The sequence below is a fragment of the Thermanaeromonas toyohensis ToBE genome (assembly GCF_900176005.1).
GTDB classification, from domain to species: domain Bacteria; phylum Bacillota; class DSM-521; order Neomoorellales; family Neomoorellaceae; genus Thermanaeromonas; species Thermanaeromonas toyohensis.
On sequence record NZ_LT838272.1, the window covers coordinates 602,178 to 621,958 of the forward strand.

General features: G+C 46.1%; 19 protein-coding genes. 14 read left to right on the plus strand and 5 right to left on the minus strand.

Annotation, left to right across the window (positions count from 1 at the left end; translation table 11 throughout):
* Positions 1–6 precede the first annotated feature (6 nt).
* The 10 genes from B9A14_RS02910 to B9A14_RS02955 all read left to right on the plus strand — a co-directional run bounded on the left by B9A14_RS02910 (position 7) and on the right by B9A14_RS02955 (position 9,982).
* Positions 7–678: a flavodoxin family protein gene (locus B9A14_RS02910; RefSeq protein ID WP_084663852.1), complete on the plus strand. Its 672-nt coding sequence runs from the start codon at positions 7–9 to the stop codon at positions 676–678.
* A 133-nt stretch (positions 679–811) separates the two neighbouring features.
* Positions 812–1,468 (plus strand): L-serine ammonia-lyase, iron-sulfur-dependent subunit beta, encoded by a 657-nt coding sequence (gene sdaAB, locus B9A14_RS02915; protein WP_084663854.1) that lies wholly within the window; start codon positions 812–814, stop codon positions 1,466–1,468.
* A 212-nt stretch (positions 1,469–1,680) separates the two neighbouring features.
* Entirely contained in the window at positions 1,681–2,574 is an 894-nt protein-coding gene (locus B9A14_RS02920; RefSeq protein WP_084663856.1) for a MurR/RpiR family transcriptional regulator, read from the plus strand.
* Positions 2,567–2,836: a TIGR04076 family protein gene (locus tag B9A14_RS02925; RefSeq protein ID WP_084663858.1), complete on the plus strand. Its 270-nt coding sequence runs from the start codon at positions 2,567–2,569 to the stop codon at positions 2,834–2,836. The genes B9A14_RS02920 and B9A14_RS02925 overlap by 8 nt, the downstream gene beginning before the upstream one ends.
* An 82-nt stretch (positions 2,837–2,918) precedes the next feature.
* Entirely contained in the window at positions 2,919–3,950 is a 1,032-nt protein-coding gene (locus B9A14_RS02930; protein WP_084663860.1) for a BMP family protein, read from the plus strand.
* Positions 3,951–4,022: 72 nt separating this feature from the next.
* Positions 4,023–5,555 carry an ABC transporter ATP-binding protein gene (locus B9A14_RS02935; RefSeq protein ID WP_084663862.1) on the plus strand — a complete coding sequence of 511 codons (1,533 nt, stop codon included), beginning with the start codon at positions 4,023–4,025 and terminating at the stop codon, positions 5,553–5,555.
* Complete coding sequence (locus tag B9A14_RS02940; RefSeq protein WP_084663864.1) at positions 5,555–6,664, plus strand: ABC transporter permease; 1,110 nt, start codon at positions 5,555–5,557, stop codon at positions 6,662–6,664. Before B9A14_RS02935 ends, B9A14_RS02940 begins: the two co-directional genes overlap by 1 nt.
* Positions 6,654–7,583, plus strand: coding sequence for an ABC transporter permease (locus B9A14_RS02945; protein WP_084663866.1), 930 nt, complete (start codon positions 6,654–6,656; stop codon positions 7,581–7,583). Before B9A14_RS02940 ends, B9A14_RS02945 begins: the two co-directional genes overlap by 11 nt.
* A gap of 68 nt (positions 7,584–7,651) precedes the next feature.
* Positions 7,652–8,983 carry a UbiD family decarboxylase gene (locus tag B9A14_RS02950; RefSeq protein WP_084663868.1) on the plus strand — a complete coding sequence of 444 codons (1,332 nt, stop codon included), beginning with the start codon at positions 7,652–7,654 and terminating at the stop codon, positions 8,981–8,983.
* An 87-nt stretch (positions 8,984–9,070) separates the two neighbouring features.
* On the plus strand, positions 9,071–9,982 hold the full coding sequence (locus B9A14_RS02955; RefSeq protein ID WP_084663870.1) for a RibD family protein: 912 nt from the start codon (positions 9,071–9,073) through the stop codon (positions 9,980–9,982).
* A 46-nt stretch (positions 9,983–10,028) separates the two neighbouring features.
* Here B9A14_RS02955 and B9A14_RS02960 read toward each other — a convergent pair whose 3' ends face one another.
* From B9A14_RS02960 to B9A14_RS02980, 5 genes are all read right to left on the minus strand, one after another.
* Positions 10,029–11,915, minus strand: a complete 1,887-nt coding sequence (locus B9A14_RS02960; protein ID WP_084663872.1) for an aldehyde ferredoxin oxidoreductase family protein — start codon at positions 11,913–11,915, stop codon at positions 10,029–10,031.
* 20 nt (positions 11,916–11,935) lie between these two features.
* Positions 11,936–12,163 carry a sulfur carrier protein ThiS gene (gene thiS / locus B9A14_RS02965; RefSeq protein WP_172839016.1) on the minus strand — a complete coding sequence of 76 codons (228 nt, stop codon included), beginning with the start codon at positions 12,161–12,163 and terminating at the stop codon, positions 11,936–11,938.
* A 63-nt stretch (positions 12,164–12,226) separates the two neighbouring features.
* The gene (locus tag B9A14_RS02970) at positions 12,227–13,369 is read right to left on the minus strand and encodes an iron-containing alcohol dehydrogenase (protein WP_084663876.1); all 1,143 of its coding nucleotides are present in this window, start codon (positions 13,367–13,369) and stop codon (positions 12,227–12,229) included.
* Positions 13,366–15,084, minus strand: coding sequence for an aldehyde ferredoxin oxidoreductase C-terminal domain-containing protein (locus B9A14_RS02975; RefSeq protein WP_084663878.1), 1,719 nt, complete (start codon positions 15,082–15,084; stop codon positions 13,366–13,368). Before B9A14_RS02975 ends, B9A14_RS02970 begins: the two co-directional genes overlap by 4 nt.
* Before the next feature lie 105 nt (positions 15,085–15,189).
* Positions 15,190–16,236 carry a BMP family protein gene (locus B9A14_RS02980; RefSeq protein ID WP_084663880.1) on the minus strand — a complete coding sequence of 349 codons (1,047 nt, stop codon included), beginning with the start codon at positions 16,234–16,236 and terminating at the stop codon, positions 15,190–15,192.
* A gap of 287 nt (positions 16,237–16,523) precedes the next feature.
* Here B9A14_RS02980 and B9A14_RS02985 point away from each other — a divergent pair, with 287 nt between their 5' ends.
* From B9A14_RS02985 to B9A14_RS03000, 4 genes are all read left to right on the plus strand, one after another.
* Positions 16,524–17,273 (plus strand): GntR family transcriptional regulator, encoded by a 750-nt coding sequence (locus B9A14_RS02985; RefSeq protein ID WP_084663882.1) that lies wholly within the window; start codon positions 16,524–16,526, stop codon positions 17,271–17,273.
* Between the two features lie 5 nt (positions 17,274–17,278).
* Positions 17,279–17,878 (plus strand): flavodoxin family protein, encoded by a 600-nt coding sequence (locus B9A14_RS02990; RefSeq protein WP_084663884.1) that lies wholly within the window; start codon positions 17,279–17,281, stop codon positions 17,876–17,878.
* A 68-nt stretch (positions 17,879–17,946) separates the two neighbouring features.
* Positions 17,947–18,585 (plus strand): flavodoxin family protein, encoded by a 639-nt coding sequence (locus B9A14_RS02995; RefSeq protein WP_084663886.1) that lies wholly within the window; start codon positions 17,947–17,949, stop codon positions 18,583–18,585.
* A gap of 126 nt (positions 18,586–18,711) precedes the next feature.
* On the plus strand, positions 18,712–19,737 hold the full coding sequence (locus B9A14_RS03000) for a BMP family protein (protein WP_084663888.1): 1,026 nt from the start codon (positions 18,712–18,714) through the stop codon (positions 19,735–19,737).
* Positions 19,738–19,781 lie beyond the last annotated feature (44 nt).

The window sequence follows — 19,781 nt, forward strand, 5'->3', positions numbered from 1 at the left end:
AGATATATGCCTGTAATCTTAGGTATAAGCGGGAGCCCCAGAAAAGGAGCCACTGAGTATGCTGTCCAGGTGGCCCTGGAAGCTGCTTCCCAGTTCCCGGGTATTACTACACGTTACTGGAGCGTGCGAGGTAAAAAAATTAACTTTTGTACCCATTGCGATAAGTGTATACGAGAAAAAACCATGTGCCATATCCAGGATGATGTGAAAGAATTGGAGGAATTGGTCCTCGAAGCTGATGGCTTTATTATAGGATCACCAGTATATGATATGAACATCACTGCCCAACTAGCCGCCTGCTTTAACCGCTTGCGACCCATATTCTTGGTACACCCAGGAAAACTGCGCAACAAAGTGGGAGGAGCTATTGCCCTGGGAGGTACGAGGCATGGAGGACAGGAAACGGCTCTGCAAGCTATAATCAATTTTTACCTTATGCATGAAATGCTAGTATGTGGAGGCATAGGTGGGTGCTATACAGGAGGTACTGTCTGGACTAAGGATGGCAAGGCGCAGGGTGCAGCTGAGGATGAAGTGGGTATGGCTACAGTCAAGGGATTAGGACGGGCAGTAGCAGAGGCCACTTTGGTCACCTTTTGGGGGCGGGAAGCTTGGGAGAAGACAAAAGCAGAGTTAGGGATTGTAGAGGCTGGACCAGTGAGGGATCATGCTATATAGTACGTCAGATTACATTAGAATTGAGATATTGTGTATAGCGGGTAATTCTATTCCAAAGTAATAAACCTGTAGTATAACAAATCTGCAAATGTAATATAACAAAAAATCCACAGTAGTATAAGGGGCATCTATAATGGGGGTATTTGATATTATTGGTCCTATCATGATAGGGCCTTCAAGTTCCCACACCGCCGGGGCTATCCGCATAGGAAGGCTGGCGCGGTTTATCTTGGGAGAAGAACCCCGTAAAGCCCACATTTTTCTCCACGGTTCCTTTGCTCGTACTTTCAAAGGCCATGGTACAGATAAGGCTTTAGTGGCGGGATTATTAGGGCTTACGGTCGACGATGAAAAGGTGAGGGAAGCTTTAGAGTTAGCCCGGGAGAAGGGACTGGAGGTTTATTGGGGCTTTAAAGATCTAGGGGAAGTCCATCCCAATTCTGTGGAACTGGATCTTAAAGGAAACCAAAACCATGTTAAGGTAGTGGCCTCTTCTATAGGAGGAGGGGAGATCCTCCTTTCCCGGCTGGACGGGTTTGAGGTAGAGTTTAAAGGGGAGCTTCCCGGGTTGGTAGCTATTTACCCTGACCAGCGGGGTGTGGTAGCCCAGGTGGCTTCTATCCTGGCTTACCATAAGATAAATATAGCCACGATGCGTGTGTCCCGGGAAAGGGCAGGTGGGCGGGCTTTAATGGCTGTAGAGACTGATCAGGAAATATCACCGCCAGCCCGGGAAGCCTTGCTTTCCTTGTCGGTGCTGGAAAGACTAGTTATCCTTCCCCGGGTTTAATTTCCCAGGTTTAATTTTTTTGTTAAAAAGGCGGCAGGAACAAAGTAAAAGGTGTCGAATATAGTTTTATGTAACTAAGTTACGAAGTAAATTGCTAGTATAGCAGATATTAGTTACCACCTAAAGCAACTGTAAAAGGTTTTTCGGCTAATGTGGCCGCGGAAAAGCTCTCCCTTAAGGAGTACTAAAGGAGCCGTAAAAGGAGCAGCAAAATGGGATCCTATCTTGCCCGGAGGCTGGCCTTGCTTTTAAAAGAATTACCTCCTGCAGAAAAAGCGGTAGCTGAGCTAATCTTGGCTGATGTAGGAAAAAGTGTTTCCCTTTCTATTTCTGAGTTGGCGCGGCTTGCCCGAACAAGTAAAACCACTGTCTTACGCTTGTGCCAGCGTTTAGGTTTTAGTAGTTTTAAAGATTTTCGCTTGGCCCTGGCCCGGGAGTCCAGTTACTCTTTGGAAAGCTTAAATCTTTGTATTACAGAAGAAGATGATATCCCTACTTTAGTAGCCAAGGTGCGCCAGCTCCATACAGAGGCTATCAATACTGCCCTCTCCAGTGTAGATCCTAAAGTGCTAGAGCAAGTGGCCAAGCTACTGCTTAAAGCACGGTATATAAGATTATTCGCTTCCGGAGGCGCAGCGGTTACTGCTTTAGATGCTCATCATAAATTAATACGCATGGGTTTACCTTCCTATCTTTCTTTGGACCAGCGGGAGCAAAAGATGCTGGCCGGGCTTTCCGAGCCTAATGATGTGGTATGGGGTTTTTCCTTTTCTGGTGCCAGTATAAGTATCTTAGAAGCCTTAAAGATAGCGAGGGCTACAGGGGCTACTATTGTTTCCTTGACTAACAACCGAAATTCACCTATTGCCCGGATAAGCCATTATAGCCTCTTTGGGGTAACTAATTACTTATCCCATTTTACGGGGACCATAGAGTTTCGCATCTCCCAGCTTAGCATAGTAGATAGCTTATTTCTAACTATGATTAAAATAGGTTTGCCTGAAGTATATAGCCCCTTACAGAAGACCCAGGAGATTATAGAGGCTGATTTATATAGGAGAAACAAACATAATTCAAACCCGGAAGAAGGAGGGGACCATGGTTAAATACATCGAAGGTACAGTAGTCTCTATAGAAAAGGAATGTAGCGCGGGGTTAAAACCCGGGTATTCCTTTAAGGTAAAAGTGAATAGCTGCCTTAAGCTTTACGAAGCAGACGGGATGTGTCTGGAGTTACTCCATAACGCTTTCCCGGCCATAATGGCCATGGCCTTCGGGCAATTACCTTTTGAGAAGGAAGGCGAAGCCCTGGTGAGCTGCCCAGATCCTGTAAGTAAGGTGGTGATTCGGCTAAGAAGAATTACTTGAAACTCACTTAAAACGTTAAGGTAAGCTGGCGGTTAAGTAAGGTACTTGGCAAAAAGTTATCACAAAATAGGGGGTTGAGACTATGAAGTACATTTCTAAGATTTTAATGATAGGACTTTTGGGGATTTTCTTATTGGGCTGTGGTACCCAAGGAGGCGGAGGAGCTAAAACTTCTAAAGAAGAGCCGAAAGAAAAGAAATTCCGGGTAGCCATGGTCTTGACTGGTCCTATAAATGATGCGGGCTGGAACGAATCTGCCTATAAAGGTTTAATGGAAGCTCAAAAGAAATTTAACATTGAGACAGCCTATACTGAAAATGTACCTCAGCCTGATTTTGAGAGCGTCATCCGGGATTACGCAGATAAAGGCTATAACCTTATCATAGCCCACGGCTTTGAATTTACAGATGCGGTCAAAGCGGTTTCCCCTTCTTTCCCCAAGACCATCTTTGCAGTGGTAAACGGTAATTCATTTCAGGAACCTAATATGGTATCTTATCGATTTAATACTCCAGAAACAGGATTCCTGGCTGGGACAGTGGCTGGCCTTGTTACCAAGAGCAATGTGGTGGGTATGATAGGGGGCATGAAGTTCCCCCACATTGTAGACTCCCTTAAAGGGTTTGAAGCTGGCGCTAAATATGTTAACCCCAAAGTTAAAGTGCTTACCGGGTATACCGAATCCTGGACTGATATCCCCAAGGGTAAGGAAATGGCTATGGCTATGATCGAGCAGGGGGCTGATGTGGTATGCGCCAACGCTAATCAGGTAGGTTTGGGAGTTATAGATGCCGCTAAACAGAAAAAGATCAAGGCTATAGGGTATATAGATGATCAATATAATGTAGCCCCGGAAACCGTGGTAGTCTCTGCTATACAGAGCGTGCAGGATATGATGCTTCATATCATCGATCAAGCCATGAAAGGCCAGGCTAAGCCGGGTCTTTACCTCTTGGGTCACAAGGAAGGGGTAATAAGGCTTTCTTCTTTCCACGGCCATGAAAAGGAACTGCCTCCTTCCGCCATGGACAAGATAAATGAAGTGCTAAACGGGATTAAAGATGGGTCCTTAAAAGCCAAAGGTATCCTGCCTAAGTCCACCTTTGAAAAGTAATTTAGCCTTATAAGCTTTCCCGGGGGCACCCTCCCGGAGGAGCTGCCCCCGGGTTTTTAACGAGGAGTGTTTATGGTGGATTCAGAAGTTGTACTGGCCATGCGCAATATAACCAAGCGTTTTCCAGGTGTAATAGCCAATAAGAAAGTAAATTTTGAATTGCGCCGGGGCGAGATTCATGCCCTTTTAGGAGAGAATGGGGCGGGGAAAACCACCTTAATGAACATCCTTTACGGGCTTTATGCCCCTGATGCTGGGGAGATATATGTTAAAGGCGAGAAAGTTAACATCCAATCCCCCAAGGATGCGATAGCCTTGGGTATAGGTATGGTACACCAGCATTTTATGCTAGTTCCCACTTTAACTGTGGCCGAAAATGTGATCCTGGGAATGAAAGGTAGCCCCTTTAAACTCGATCTAGAAAAAGCCCGGCAGGAGATAAAAGAACTTTGTGCCCGTTATAATTTCCAGCTAGATGTGGATAGCAAAGTGCAGGATCTTTCTGTCGGTGCCCAGCAGAGGGTAGAGCTCATCAAGGCTTTTTACCGGGGAGCAGAGATTTTAGTTATGGATGAACCCACCGCTGTACTCACCCCCCAGGAGGTAGAGGAATTATTCCGCATCCTTAGGCAATTTGTAGAGAGTGGCAAATCTGTAGTTTTTATTTCCCATAAGCTTTGGGAAGTTATGCGTATTTCCGATAGGGTTACGGTCTTAAGGGGAGGGGAAGTAGTCGGGACTTTAAACACTAAAGACACTACTAAAGAGGAGCTAGCTTCACTCATGGTGGGGCGGCCTGTTATGATGGAATACGCTAAGGTAGCTTGTACCCGGCCTTATCCCTTGCTTATATTAGAAAACCTTCGGGTAAAAGGTGAGAGCAGCGCTTCCAGTCTAAAAGGGATAAGCTTTTCTGTACATGGAGGCGAGATAGTAGGTATTGCCGGGGTGGACGGCAACGGCCAGAAGGAGCTGGCGGAGGCCATTATGGGCCTAAGACCAGTAGAAGGTGGAAAGATAATTTTTGCCGGCCAAGATATAACCTCCTGGCCTACTAGAGCCCGTATAGAAGCTGGCCTGGCCCATGTGCCGGAAGACCGGCACCGAGAGGGCCTTATCCTCGATTTTACAGTAGCCGAAAACTTGGTGCTCGATACTTATGATAAGCCTCCTTTTACCCGGGGTAAGGTTTTTTATCCGGTAGAAGTAAAGGAATTGGGGAGGAGACTGGTAAAGGAATTTGACATTCGCCCTCCTAACCCGGAAGCTTTGGCGCGTTATTTTTCCGGCGGAAACCAGCAGAAGATAATACTTGCGCGCCAGCTTTCCCGCCAGCCCAAGTTTTTATTGGCTGTTCAACCTACTAGGGGCTTAGATGTAGGAGCTACTGAATTTGTCCACCAGAGGCTTCTAAATGAAAAGCAGAAAGGGGTCGCCATACTTCTTATTTCTGCCGACTTAGATGAGGTATTGCTTCTTTCGGACCGGGTATTGGTGATCTATGAAGGAAGGATCATGGGAGAAGTTATACCTGGTCAGGTCTCTTATACCGAGATAGGGCTCTTAATGGGTGGTGCCCAAGTGGCGGAGAGGAGTGCAAGTTAATGGAAGTAAAATGGGGAAAATGGATGCTTAAGGTAGAACGTAAACCAAGACTAAAAGGAACAGTCCCTGCCTTGATAGGTCCTCTGGTGGCCTTATCTTTAGCCCTCGCTGTAAGCTCGCTGGTAATAGCCCTATCCAAGGTTAACCCCCTGGTGGCTTACCAGTATATGTTTTATGGCGCTTTTGGTAGCGTACGGAGTTTTACCGAAACCCTGGTCAAGACCACCCCTCTTTTGCTCTGCGGTTTGGGCTTGACTATTGCCTACCGCACAGGCCTTATTTCTGTAGGTGCGGAAGGGCAGATGATAATAGGAGGGTTATTTACTACTTTAGCAGGCCTTTATATGGGCTGGCTCCCTGGCTTCCTGCTTCTGCCCGTTCTTATGTTAGCTGGTCTTATCGGCGGGGGGTTATGGGGAGCTATCCCAGGGTATTTAAAAGCTAGGCTGGGTGTATCGGAAGTTATTAACACTATTATGCTAAACTATATAGCTTATTACCTGGTGGCTTACCTATTAGATGTACCTTTAAGGGAACCCCCCGGTTATTTTCCCCAGAGTGCCCAGATTGCCCGGCAAGGGTGGCTACCTTACCTTCTACCGGGAACCAGGCTTCATTTAGGAGTTATAATAGCGTTTCTCTCCTGTTTTATTGTATATTTTATCCTCTGGCGCTCGCCCCTAGGATACCAGATGCGGGCTGTAGGATACAACCGCGAGGCAGCCAGGCATAGCGGCATAAACGTAGAGAAAAATATGGTGTTAGCCTTTACTTTGTCCGGTGCCTTTGCTGGCCTGGCGGGTATGGTGGAGATAGCAGGGCTACATCATCGCCTTCTAGGAGGATTTAGCTCAGAGTATGGCTTCGATGCCATGGCCGTAGCCCTTTTAGGTAAGCTCCACCCAGCAGGTGTAGCTATTGCCGCTCTCTTCTTCGGAGCCTTACGGGTGGGGGCTAATATGATGCAAAGGAGCGTTCAGGTACCTGCTTCTTTGGTATTTGTGATTCAAGGGTTGGTGATACTCTTTGTTCTTATGGATGAGCTTTTACGTAACTATGTAATACGCTTTCTTAAGCCCTATGTGGAGGAAGAAAGCCATGGAGCTTAACAACGTTGTAGGATTTATCCAGGCCACCATCCGGATGAGCACTCCTATACTGCTGGCCAGCTTAGGCGGTGTTTTCACTGCTCGGGTAGGTATTATCAATTTTGCCCTAGAAGGTATTATGCTGGTGGGGGCTTTTATGGGGGTCTATGGTTCTTATTTTACAGGTAACCCCTGGGTGGGAGTAGCCTTAGGTGCTGTGGGAGGAATGTTGACTGCTTTAATTTTAGGTTATATGAGCATCACTGTAAAGGTAGATCAAGTAGTAGCAGGCACAGGCATAAATATCTTGGCTATCGGGCTTACCAGTTACCTTCTTAATATGGTTTTTGGTATAGGAGCTAAACCCTCCGCCGTAGCCTCCCTTAAAGCCTGGCCCATACCTGGGTTAAGCGAGATCCCCGTTTTAGGTCCTGTCCTTTTTGACCAGATACCCCTTGTATATATCGCTTTTTTACTGGTGCCCCTTACTTGGTACATCATCTATAAAACCCCTTTTGGTCTTAGCCTGCGGGCTGTGGGAGAACATCCCCGGGCAGCGGATAGCCTGGGTATTAATGTGGGCCTGGTACGCTATATAGCTGTTATAATCTCCGGTATCTTGGGGGGCATGGGTGGCGCCTTTTTATCCATAGGTGAACTCTCGGTCTTTATGGAGAAGCTTACTTCCGGCCGAGGATATGTAGCCTGGTCCACCGTGACAGTAGGGAAGTGGAACCCGCTAGGGATCATGGGCGCTTCCCTTTTATTCGGGGCGGCTGATGCTCTGCAGTTGCGGCTACAAGCAGTAGGGATAAAAGTGCCTTATCAATTTTTCCTTATGCTACCCTATATTCTCACTATGCTAGTCCTGGCGGGTGTGGTGGGCCGCACGGTGGCCCCTGCTGCTATGGGGAAACCCTATAGCCGGGAAGGAAAATGAGAGAAAAGTTAAATATTGGAACCTAAAGGATTAGAACAAAGAGATTAAGTAGGAGGAGAAGGAGAGAAGTGGATTTAAGGGAATTCTTGGATAAGCTTAAGGCTAAAGGCCAATTGGTAGAAATTGAGCGTCCGGTGAGCATTAAATTCGAGTTGGCTAACGTGATCAATACTATGCTACAAGAAGGAGCGCCTGTTGGCCTATTTAAAAATATCGATCATCCCTCAGGTATACCTATTGTTGGTGGTCTTTTAGCTCATACAGAGAGGATAGCCATCGCTTTAGAGTGCGAGGTGAAGGATATAAATGCCAAGATAGAGAGGGCCTTAGTTAATCTTATAGATCCTATAGTGGTGGACCGGCCCCTATTCCGGCAGAACGAATTGTTGGGTGAGGAGGTAGATCTAACCCAGCAACTACCCATCCCCCACCATAACCCCGGGGATGGGGGGCCTTATATAACAGCGGGGATAGTCATTGCCCGGGACCCGGTAACTGGTCGCCATAACTATTCTTATAATCGCTTGCACCTTAAAGGGCCGCGAAAATTGGCAGTCATGATGAACGAATGGAGGCATATAGCCTGGTTTTACCGGGAAGCTGAAAAACGCGGCCAGCCCTTGGAAGTAGCCATAGCCATAGGGGTAGATCCTGTAGTAGAGATCGCAGCAGGCTTCAGGATAGAAGAGGATGAAGCGAAACTGGCTGGCGCCTTACGGGGTCATCCTTTAGAGATCAGCCGCTGCCGGACTGTAGATATTTATGTGCCCCAGAAGGCTGAAATAGTAATCGAAGGACGTATCCCCCCCCATTACCGGGAAGAAGAGGGGCCCTTGGCTGAATTTACCGGTCATTTTGGGGAAGTTTACCAGCACCCGGTGGTAGAGGTTACAGCTTTATGCTACCGTCACCAACCCATTTACCGGACTATTGTACCGGGTTCTTTTGAACACGTCTATATTGGCAATGTTTTACCTCGAGAACCCATGCTTTTCCGTTTCTGCCGCCATGTATCCCCTAATGTACAGAATGTACACCTCTTACCCTGTACGGGCGGGTTTATGGCTGTAATTGCTCTGGATAAACAAAACCAGGGAGAACCTAAAAACGTAGCCCTGGCTGCCCTCATGACCCATGTAAATATTAAGATGGCTATTGTGGTAGATACAGATGTTAATATCTACGATCCGAGCGAGGTACTCTGGGCTTTAGCTACCCGGGTAGATGCGGCGCGGGATGTTTTCCATATCCCCTATGCCCAGGGTATGGAAAACGATCCTACTACTAATGCTGAAGGCACCCATACTAAAGTGGGGATTGACGCCACCTTAGATCTGGCTTTACGCAAAGACTACAAGCGAGTGATCTATCCCAAGGTCAACTTGAAGGAGTATGTGTAGCTTTGGGTTGCTCACCTTAAAGGAGATAGCTCCTGGCCACTTAGTAGCCTGTCATTACCCGTTAGAGTGAAGGGGGTATATTATCTTTTGGAAGCTTTAAGCTTTAAGCTACAAAATCTCAAATATTGCTTGGCCTTCCGGAATGAAGCGCTTCTTAAAGAAATAGAAGAGAAATGTGCTTTTTCTACCCCGCCTAAAGTAGAAAAAGTCTTAGGTTCCCTCCTTTTCCCCTGTCCTTCTGATAAGAGGCCCTATATTTATGGGTGTATGGTCCTATCGGCGGACGGTAAAATGGCTTTCCTGGATAATCCAGCAGGCCATTTGATTTCAGCGGGAAATCGCATAGATAAAGAAGGGGCCTTGACCGATTATTGGATCTTAAATGTATGCCGTGCTTATGCTGATGCTGTAATTTTAGGCGCGGGAACCTTAAAAGTACCAAGGAAATGGACAGCCAAAATAGCGGATCCAGAACTGGTGGAGGCGCGCCGGACTATACTAAATAAACAGGAAGATTATCCTTATCCTTTAATAGCTACCCTTGATGGCACTGATCTTCCCCTCGAACATGAAATCTTTTCTTCTTACCCTTCAGTAGGTATTATTACTTCCCCTTGGGGGGCGGAATGGCTTAAAGAACGGCTGGGTAGGGATTGTACCCTTATCTCTTCGGATGGGGAATTTAAAGAAAAGAAAGCCCGGGTAAAGATTTTTACCCGGGGAGAGGGGAAGGTTCCCGCTACTTCTGAGATAATGAAGCTTTTGCGCCAGGTGGGGATAGAGTACCTCTTGGTGGAAGCCCCTAGTTATATCTGGCATTTAATAGAAGAGAAGCTGCTGGATGAATTTTTCCTAACCTATTCTTGTGTATATGTTGGAGGTGAATACGGGCTAGGCCGGACCCGGCCCTTTACTACCAGTGACCATCCCCATAGCGTACTTTTAACTTTAGGATACCACCAAGGTTTTATATATACGCGTCAGAAATTGATTTACTAAAATATTTACCAGGAAATGGTATCATTTCCACGGTATAATGCTCTTTTTAGGGAAGATCTTTAACCAAATCCTCGAGGCCTAGTTCTTTAAGGCGATCAGGAGTGGGGATGCCTTCTTTGGTCCACCCGCCCAAGGTATAGTATTCGTCTAGCATAGTATCGAGATCAATGGTCAATCCTTTATAAAGGAGTTCGGCCTCCTGGGGGGAAACCCTTTCAATATCTTCAGGGTGAACGTATACGTCTAAAGGTTCTTTTAAAAAGCGTGGCGGGAGATAATCGTCTTTCCGGTTAAAACCATGGCGCACGTTATACATGCGTTCTAAATTTACTATCCGCTGTCCAGCAAGTAAAATTTCTTCGTCTTTAATAGGTATCCCTAAGGTTCGTAATCCTTTGGCCAGGTCATAAGGGGATAAAGCATAGGTTTCGGTAAAGCTAAATTTACAAATTCCTAAGGCATCCGCCAAGGCATTACAAGCTTCAGTAAAGCGGACCATATGGGCTTTAAACTTTTCGGAAGTTACTTCCATAAGCTCGGGGCCGCATTTCGGCAACCACTCTTTAGCTATATCTATTTTCCCAGCCACATCGATCACTGGCAGGGCATAGAGATGATCTGCTCCCCGGTTGCTGGTAGCATGGGCTAACCCAAAGGCTTTAAGCACCCGGCCTTCTTGCCGCGGGATCTCTACTCCCTTTACATGAAGAGCAAACTCACGGCTTAAGCCCCCTAGCTTCATACTGGCCTCTTTTACCCCTTCCGCGAGAAGCTCGCCTATCCCTTCCCGGTAAGCTATATCCCGGATGAGCCCCAAGATGGTTTCCGGATCTCCCCAAGCTAGGCTATACTTATCCCCTTGGAGGAGCCCTTTTTCCCTAGCTTCCATAGCAAAAGAGATAACCAGACCAGTGGAGATGGTATCTAATCCCAGTTCATTACATAGCTTATTAGCATGGATGATCACTTCTATATTATCGTTCCACAAGTTGGAACCCAGGGCATTGGTGGTCTCGTATTCGGGCCCTTCGGTTTCAGGGGTTTTAAAGGGTCCTTCCGGGACAGAAGTTACGCGGGAACATTTAATGGGGCAGGCAAAACAACCTTGGGTGCGAACTGTGTAACGAGCTACAGCTTCTGCATCAATGTTTTTACAACCTGGGAACTGTCCCCAGCGGTGATTTTTAGAAGGCATATCGCCTATCCTGTTCTTAGAAGCGATCAACGCTACAGTGCCCCACTGGCGGTAAGCCTGGCTACCAGGATGTTCGCGCACCCGGGCCATGGCTTCCCGCGCTATAGCTATAAATTCAGGGGGAAAAGAGAGCTTCTGGGAACCTTTGACTGCCAGGGCCTTGAGGTTCTTAGAACCCATGACCGCACCCATGCCAGTGCGGGCTGCAGCCCGGGCGTAATCGTTAATAATAGCCGCAAAGTATACCAGATTCTCCCCCGCGGGACCTATGGAAGCCACCCGGCTTCCTGGATATCTTTGGCGGAGGATACTTTCAGTTTCGGCGGTAGCTTTCCCCCATAGATCCCGGGCTGGTAGGATGTTGATTTGTTCATCAAATATAGTTAAGTATACAGGTTCCCGCGCTTTGCCAGTGATAACTACCAGCTCGTAGCCTGCTTTTTTTAATTCAGGGCCAAAGAAGCCCGAACTGTTAGCGTAGCCATAGGCGCCGGTGGCTGGTGATTTGGAGGTAACTGTATAGCGAGCCCCGCAGGGCCAAGGAGTTCCTGTAAAGGGACCCACCGAAAAGATTAAAAGATTGCGGGGATCAAAGGGGCTAATATCTGGCCCTACATGATCATAGAGTATTCTAGCTGCTATCCCCCGGCTCCCTAAGTACTTTAAGGTATATTCTTTGGGGACTTCTTGTACCCTAATTTGACGGGTTGTAAGATCTACCCATGCCATTTTTCCCATTTTCTTAATCTCCCTCCTAATTAACCTCCTACTATAGCGTTGAAAATCTCAATTTTATCTCCTTCTTCTACTAAGGTCCTCTCCCACTCTTCCCGGGGGACTCGCCGGCCGTTTAAACTTAAGCCTAACATATTGGCTAAGGTGGGGTCCCGCAAGGAAGGAAATTGAGAGGATAGAAGTTCAAGTAAAGAAGAAATGCTTTGCGGGGAAGGGATATCGAGCTCAAAGCTATTAGTTTTAAATAACACCTGCCAGAAACCGAAAAAGGAAATTTCTACCCCACTAATTTAGCCCTCCTTGAAGCTTTATATCTATCTTAAGACCTTTTCCAGGATAGCTTCGCAAACAGATACCGAAACTGGCCGCGGGTTGGAAGAAGCTAAGGGCATATTGGCTGCCTCTTGGGCAAGCTGATTTAGATTCTTTTTCTCTTTAAGAAAGTCTGCCAAGGTAGAAGGCAATTCTAGATCGCTTAAAAGTTCGCGTACAGCTGTTACGGCTTCCCTGGCCCTTGCGCGGATTTCTCCCTTTGTCTTTTTCCCCAAAAGGGTGGCTATATAGGCGTACTTTTCAGGGACAGCCACCAAATTATATTCCATGCCCCAGGGAAGAAGTATAGCATTAGCCAAACCATGAGGTATATCATAATGGCTGCAGAGGGGGCCGGCTAGGGCATGGACAATTCCTAATCCTGCTTGGTCCATGGCTGCCCCGGCTAAAGTGCTGGCCATAGCCACCTGCTCCCTAGCCCTAAGGTCATCACCTGCAGCAAAGGCCCTTCTTAAGTACTGGCCTAAAAGCTTTATAGCTGTAGCTGCCCAAGATTCGGTTAGAGGGTGGCTTCCCCGCGCCACTAAAGCTTCGATAGCATGGGTGAGGGCATCCATACCGGTTATAGCTGTGATAAAAGGGGGGAGAGTCAGCATAAGCTCAGGATCTATGAAAGAAGCCAAGGGCAACAATTTTTCGCTCCGGATACCTTTTTTAGTAGCACGATCTACTATAACGGCTACCTGGGTTACTTCGCTCCCTGTACCGGCGGTAGTGGGTAACATGTAGAGGGGGATACCTGGTAAAGTGAAGGGCTTACCTTCCCATTGGTACTCTTCTAACCTACCGCCATTGGTGATAAGGGCGCTGACCACCTTGGCCACATCCATAGGGCTGCCTCCGCCCAGGGCGACAACAGCCGTCACTTTAAAATCCCTAGCTACTTTTAAGGCTTTTTCCACATCTAAAGCTTGGGGATTAGCCGGTACTTCGTTGAAAATTTCCCAGAGGCATCCTATTTCGTTTAACACTTCTTCTAGTTTGCCTATGGTCCCGCTTTGCACCAGTCCCTGATCAGTGATCACTAGCACGCGATCTCCTGCTTGCAAAAAGGAAGAAAGCTTTCGCCGCGCCCCAGGGCCAAAATATATTCTGGTGGGCAAATAGAAGGATTTGATGGTCAAGGTTTTCTTCCCCCTACCTTAAGATTTTCCCAAAAGCAGGCCAGCTCTTCTGGTGGTATATCCCAAGAGAGGTGATAAGGGTCTAAGGGTTCCTCCTTCATAAATTCTGGTAGCTCTTCTACCTCCGGTAAACCGGCCGCCGTGTTGTAAGCCTTCTCTATAGAGATGACTTCCGCACCTAATTCCTCTAAATAGTGAGGTTTAAGCTCTAAATCATAACAAGCATTAAGCAAGTTTACTACTTTATCTGGATGTTGACCGGTGGCGGAAAGGAGGAAAACGCAAAGGCCTAAGGCGTCATAGGCTGCCCGGATAATCTGTGTTCTAAAGGATAATTCCTTTTGACCTTCTTTGGTGTGATGGTCTACCGGAGCAAAAACAGTCAGGCCTGCTGTATGATCAGCTCCCATGGGAGAAGTTAAATAAGTGAGGCCTGTTCCTTTAACCCCCCGGGGATCGTAGGCGGAAATAGCTTGACCTTTGATGGCAGGAACCCGCTCAGTTCCTAAAGCCAGGCCGCAGAAGGAGGCTCCCATACCAGCTAATCTACCTAGAAGGCCGTCCTTATATATTTCTAGGATTATTTTTTCGAAGCTTAAAGGTTGGCCGAAGGTGGCCAGCCCCGCTTCGGCCATAACTCCTAAGGCAGCCCCTACTTCAATGGTGTCTAAACCCAGATCGTTTAAATAATAATTCCAGCGCGCGATGCTATCCAGATCAGAGACGCCTAAATTGGCGCCCATAAGGCCCAAGGTTTCATATTCTAAAGGAGCCACTATCTCTGTACCATCAGGGGCGGGAACGACATTTGAGCACCGGATTAGGCAAGCAGCCATGCATTTTTCGGTATGCTTACCCGCTCCTTGCCGCTCTTTTATTAGATTAAACAAAGCCTCCCCGTTGATTAAGTGGGCCAGCTCAAACTGGCCCTGCCGGAAATTTCGCGTGGGCAGAGCTCCCAAAGTGTTCACAAGCCCTAGAGTTTCCGCAGTACCGTACTTAGCTAGTATTTTAATGCGCTCGCTTTTTAATATAAGGTGGTGAAATTCTTTCTTGGCTTCTATAAGTGACCACCTTTTTTCCCTTAGGGAAGGTGAAACTTGTCCATAAGGGAGCAAGATCCCCTTTACCCGCTTGCTCCCCATTACAGCTCCCAAACCGCCTCTTGCAGCCATGCGGCTGGGACGGCCGCAAGGGTCAGTGACCGCAACCCCGGAGGCCCACAACTTCTTTTCTCCTGCCGGGCCGATGAGGATGAGGGAATAGTCCTTTCCCCATTCTTGGTGCAAAAGCTCGGCGGTCTTATAATTGCCTAAACCCAAGTACCTTTCGGCAGGTAAAAACTTTACCTCTTGCTCTTCTAATACCAAAATAACCCATTCTGGCGAGCGTCCTTCTAGGATTACCGCGTTCCACCCGAGCCTCGCTAAAGCATCGCCTGCCGTGCCTCCAGCGTTAGCTTCTTTTATCCCCCCGGTTAAAGGACTTTTAGAGCCTACGGACAAACGGCTAGCGCTGGATATGCCTTGGCCAGCTAAGGGTCCGCAAGCGAGTATGATTTTATTTTGCTCTGAAAAGGGCCGGGTATGGGGAGGCACTTCTCGGCTTATTAGGTAAGAGGTTAAATAGCGCCCACCAGCCATTTTACTTAAGGAGATCTTTTCTTCCTGCCAGCATTTTTTAGTTAAATTGACCCGCAGTATTTTAGCTTTCATGCTAAAAATTACTCCTTCCTAAGGAAAAACTAAAGAAATAAGAGCAAAAGCCCGCCCTTTAAGTTTATCCTTTAAGGCGGGCTAAAGATTAGGTGTCCTGTTTATTTATATAGTTGAGCGCTGGACTTTAATCTTTCCACTTTTTATATCCTCTACTACTTTGTTGATTTTTTCTTTTACCTCTGGCGCAAGTTTATTTTCAAACCCATGGAAAGGCGCAAGATACACAGCTCCTTCCTTTACCCCCATGTAATACACTTTAGGTTCGTATTTCCCTTCTTGTACGATTTTACCCAGGGCTACCATGGCTTTAGCCCAGCTTTGTACCACACTAGTAACCACCGTATCCGGCGCCACGTTATTTAAATCAGCACCATAACCAATAGCTAGTACCTTTTTTTCTTGGGCAGCCTGGATAGCTCCTAGGCTGGCCTGGTTAGCATCGCCCATAACTACGTCCACACCTTGGTTTATAAAGCTTAAGGCCATTTCTTTCATTTTAGCTACATCAGTAAAGCTCCCTGTCATGGCTGTCTTCACATCGATATCCGGTTTTATATATTTAGCCCCCTGGACAAATCCTTCTAAAGTCTGGCGAATGGGCGGCATCTCTTCTCCTCCTATGGCAGCTACTTTACCTGTTTTACTTAAAATAGCCGCTATGGCCCCTTGCAAGAAACCTATCTGGTAATTATCTACTACCAGGGAGCATACATTTTCTTTAGCTATGCTACCGTTATTAATGACGAACTTGACCTTAGGGTATTGGGGGGCCACCCTTTGCATGGCATCAGCGAACTGGAAACCATGGGCGATGATCATATCGTACCCTTGTTGGGCATACCCGCGGATTATCTCTTCCTGGTCAGACTGGCTTACATTTTCAGTATAACTACCTTCCACCCCTAACTCTTTTTCCATGGCCTTTAATCCTTCATAGGCTGTAGCATTCCAGCCATTATCGTTTATAGGACCCGGTAGCACTAAAGCTACTTTAAGCTTGTTGGATTCCTTTTTCTCTTTTTTTACTTCCTCTTTTTTGGACGAAGGAGTGGCAGAGCCTGTTTTAGGGGTACAGGCACTAGTAAAAGTAGCTAGGGTAAGCATACCCACAAGTAAAAGGAAAAGCGATATATAGCGTTTTATATACATGATTTCCCTCCTTGAGAGTAATGTTTTAAAAAATGTTCTATATTTGTTACATTCTTTAGGAGTGTAGAGGATCCTTCTTTTATCTATGGCTTGTTTTTAAGTAAATTGTACGAGTTAGTCAGCAGGAGATTTAAGGCTTGTACTAGAGTAATAACCCTTTTTATTTGCGCATTTTGTTCATATTTTCCCTTTACTAGTTTACTTACTTAAAGCTAAAATTAAAGCAGATGCAGTATATACCGGTCTATGCAGGTCTAGACTACAAGGTAAAAGGTAGGAGGTAAGTTGTGGTTAATAATAAAGTAGAAGGTCCTGTACCTGCTTATTTTCAAATAATGCAAGATCTCCAACAGCAGATCTTAAATGGCATTTTAAAACCTGATGACCGGGTACCTTCGGAGACTACATTGGCTAAAATTTATGGTGTTAGCCGTATGACGGCCCGCCATGCTTTGACGGAATTAGTAAACCAGGGGTATCTTTATCGAGTATACGGGAAAGGAACTTTTGTTTCTCGTCCCAAAATTGAGCGTAGCTATGCGCCCTTAACCGGATTTATGGAGGATATGCGGGAGCGAGGGTTGCGCCCCTCTTCTAAGCTATTGAGTTTAGAACAAGTTTTACCTGATCCTGAACTACGTAATAAATTAAAACTTCCTGTAAATGCTAAGGTATATCAAATTGCACGATTGCGCTATGCTAACGCTGAGCCCATCGTTATCCAGATTTCTCGGATACCTCAGTATTTATGTCCGGGATTAGAAGAAGTAGATTTGGAAAATAGCTCTTTATATTTTGTGTTAGAAAAGCGTTATGGGATTCGCCTTTATCGTGCTGTGCAGCGGTTAGAGGCTACGCAAGCTACTCCAGAACAAGCGAAGCTATTGGAGATCCCCCGACATAGCCCTCTTCTTTATGTCCACCGTTTAAGCTTTCTTGCTGATGATACACCGGTTGAGTTTGTGGAATCCTGGTATAGAAGCGATCGTTATGCTTTTGAAGTAACCCTGTATAAAGACTGGGCGGGTAGGCGATAAGCTGAATGGTTATTGATGTGATAGGGATAGTAGGTAGCCCTCGTAAAAAAGCTAATACAGATCTTTTGGTAGAAAAAGCCTTAGAAGGAGTAAAGGCAACAGGGTTACAGGTGCAGAAGTTTTATTTGAATGACATGGAAATTAAGCCATGTCAGTATTGCAACTATTGCCGTAAACATGGGAGTTGTTATATAAAGGATGATATGAACATTTTATATTCTGCTATTGAACAAAGCCGAGGTTTAATATTGGGTACTCCTACTTTTTACGGTGATATCTCTGCTCAAACCAAGCTTTTTATCGACCGGTGTTACCGGTATGTGGAAATAATTAAGAAAGAAGATGGAGGCTTTCTATTTTCTAGCCGGCTTCCAGGAAAGCGGTTGGGCATGATGATAGGGGTAACGGGTAGTTTTGGACCTGAAACTTTTAATAAGCAAATTGAAGTAATTCAACTCTTATTCAACGATCTAAATGCCGAATTCGCGGACCGGTTGCTATATACGGGTACCGATTTTTTGCCAGTAAGGGATAATCCGGACATTTTGTCTTTGGCTTGGGATAAGGGTGTGGCATTGGGGCAAAGGATAAAAAATTCTCTATAAAAATCTTAAAGAACTTAAGCAAAAAGGTTTATAAGAGCAAAGGGTAATTTAAGGAGAGATAAGCTAATATGGTGTGGATACTAGGATTATGCGCTAGCCCTCGGGTAGCTGCTACTGATTTTTGTGTGCAAGAGGCTTTAAAGGCTGCTCGAGAAGTAGGAGAGATTGAGACAGAATATATTTCCTTGCGAGGAAAAGAAATCAAACCCTGCCTTCACTGCGATAAATGTTTGGACACGGGCCTTTGTATTCATAAGGATGATGCCCTTCCTATCATCGAAGCCTTTTTTAGAGCAGATGGGATCATTATCGGTTCCCCTGTTTATGATATGAATATACCCGCCCAACTAGCTGCCCTTTTTAATCGTTTTCGTATGCGTTTTGTTGAAGTATGCGATCGTAGCCCGCGAGCTTTAGAGTATAAAGTTGCAGGTGCTATAGCTGTGGGAGGTAGTCGCAATGGAGGCCAGGAGATCGTCCTAGGAGCCATCCTTAACTTCTGCTTGGCAGAAGGGATGATTGTGGTAGGGGGAGAAAAATTCCAGAATCATGGGGCTGCTGTTTGGTCCCAAGATAGAAAAAGAGCTGGCGCAGAGGAGGATGAGATAGGGTTAGCAGCGGTTAGGGCTGTAGGACGCCGGGTGGCCAAGGTAGCTTCGTTGATTGTAGCTTCTAAAGAAATCTGGATAGAAAAAAGGCGGGGGTGATGTAAAAGGGGAGAAAGGTAGAGAATTTAAAAAGGAGAATTTAAGCGTAGGAGGCAAGATAAGGAAAAGGGGAAAAATCTCAAAAACAAGATTTAGTCTTAAAAAATTAAGGAGGGCATAGAAAGGATGGCGGGTGGCAAAATAGGGAAGTTATTGATAGGGGTGTTAGTTACATGCTTGATTTTAGGGCTAGCGGCCTGCGGAGGGAAAAAAGAAAGCACAAGTGGACAGGGGCAAACTACACAGGAAAGCAAACAGGGAGAGAAAAGATTTAAAGTAGCTTTGTTACTTCCAGGTTCTATAAATGATGGAGGTTGGAGCCAGAGCGCTTATGAAGGTTTGATGGAAGTAAAGAGCAACCTAGGAGCTGAGGTAGCTTACACCGAAAATGTAAAGAAAAACGATCAGGTCCAGATAATGCGCGAGTACGCCCGGAAAGGGTACGATGTTATCTTAGGTCACGGTTTTGAGTTTTCCGATGCCTTAAAACAGGTTTCCAGTGAGTATCCCAATGTAAAATTTGCTGGTATTGGAACTAAGGTAACTGGACCTAATCTAGCCTCCTTACAGTTTAAGTACGGAGAGCTGGGGTACCTAGCTGGTATAGTAGCGGGACGGTGCACTAAGGCTAACAAGATAGGGTGGGTCACCGCTACTAAAGATCCTACAGGGCAAATGGAGTTAGTCAACCTAGAAGAAGCGGCCAAAAAAGTAAATCCTCAGGTATCTGTGACCGCTGCTTATACGGGAAGCTGGGAAGATATTAATAAAGCTAAAGAAGCAGCTTTAGCGCAGATTGCCAATGGAATCGATGTTATCGTTACCAACCATGACGCGGGTAATTTAAGCGTTATCCAGGCTGCTAAAGAGAAAAACATCATGGTCATAGGGTGGACCGGTGATTATTGTGATCTGGCCCCGGATAATGTGTTGACTAGTATGGTACAGAAAGTTTCTTCCCTCATCTTTATGGGTGTAAAAGAGTTTAAAGAGGGTAAGTTTGAAGGTAAGATTTACCAGTTTGGCTTAAAAGACAAAGTTCAATATGTAGGTAAGTATGGTAACAAAGTAACGGAAGAAGTAAAGAATGAGGTAGCTAAAGCTACTGAAGATATAATTTCCGGCAAGATCCAGCTAAAAGGTAGCCTATAAGGAAAAGGAAAGGGCGGGAGAGCTCCTCCCGCCCATAAACTGAA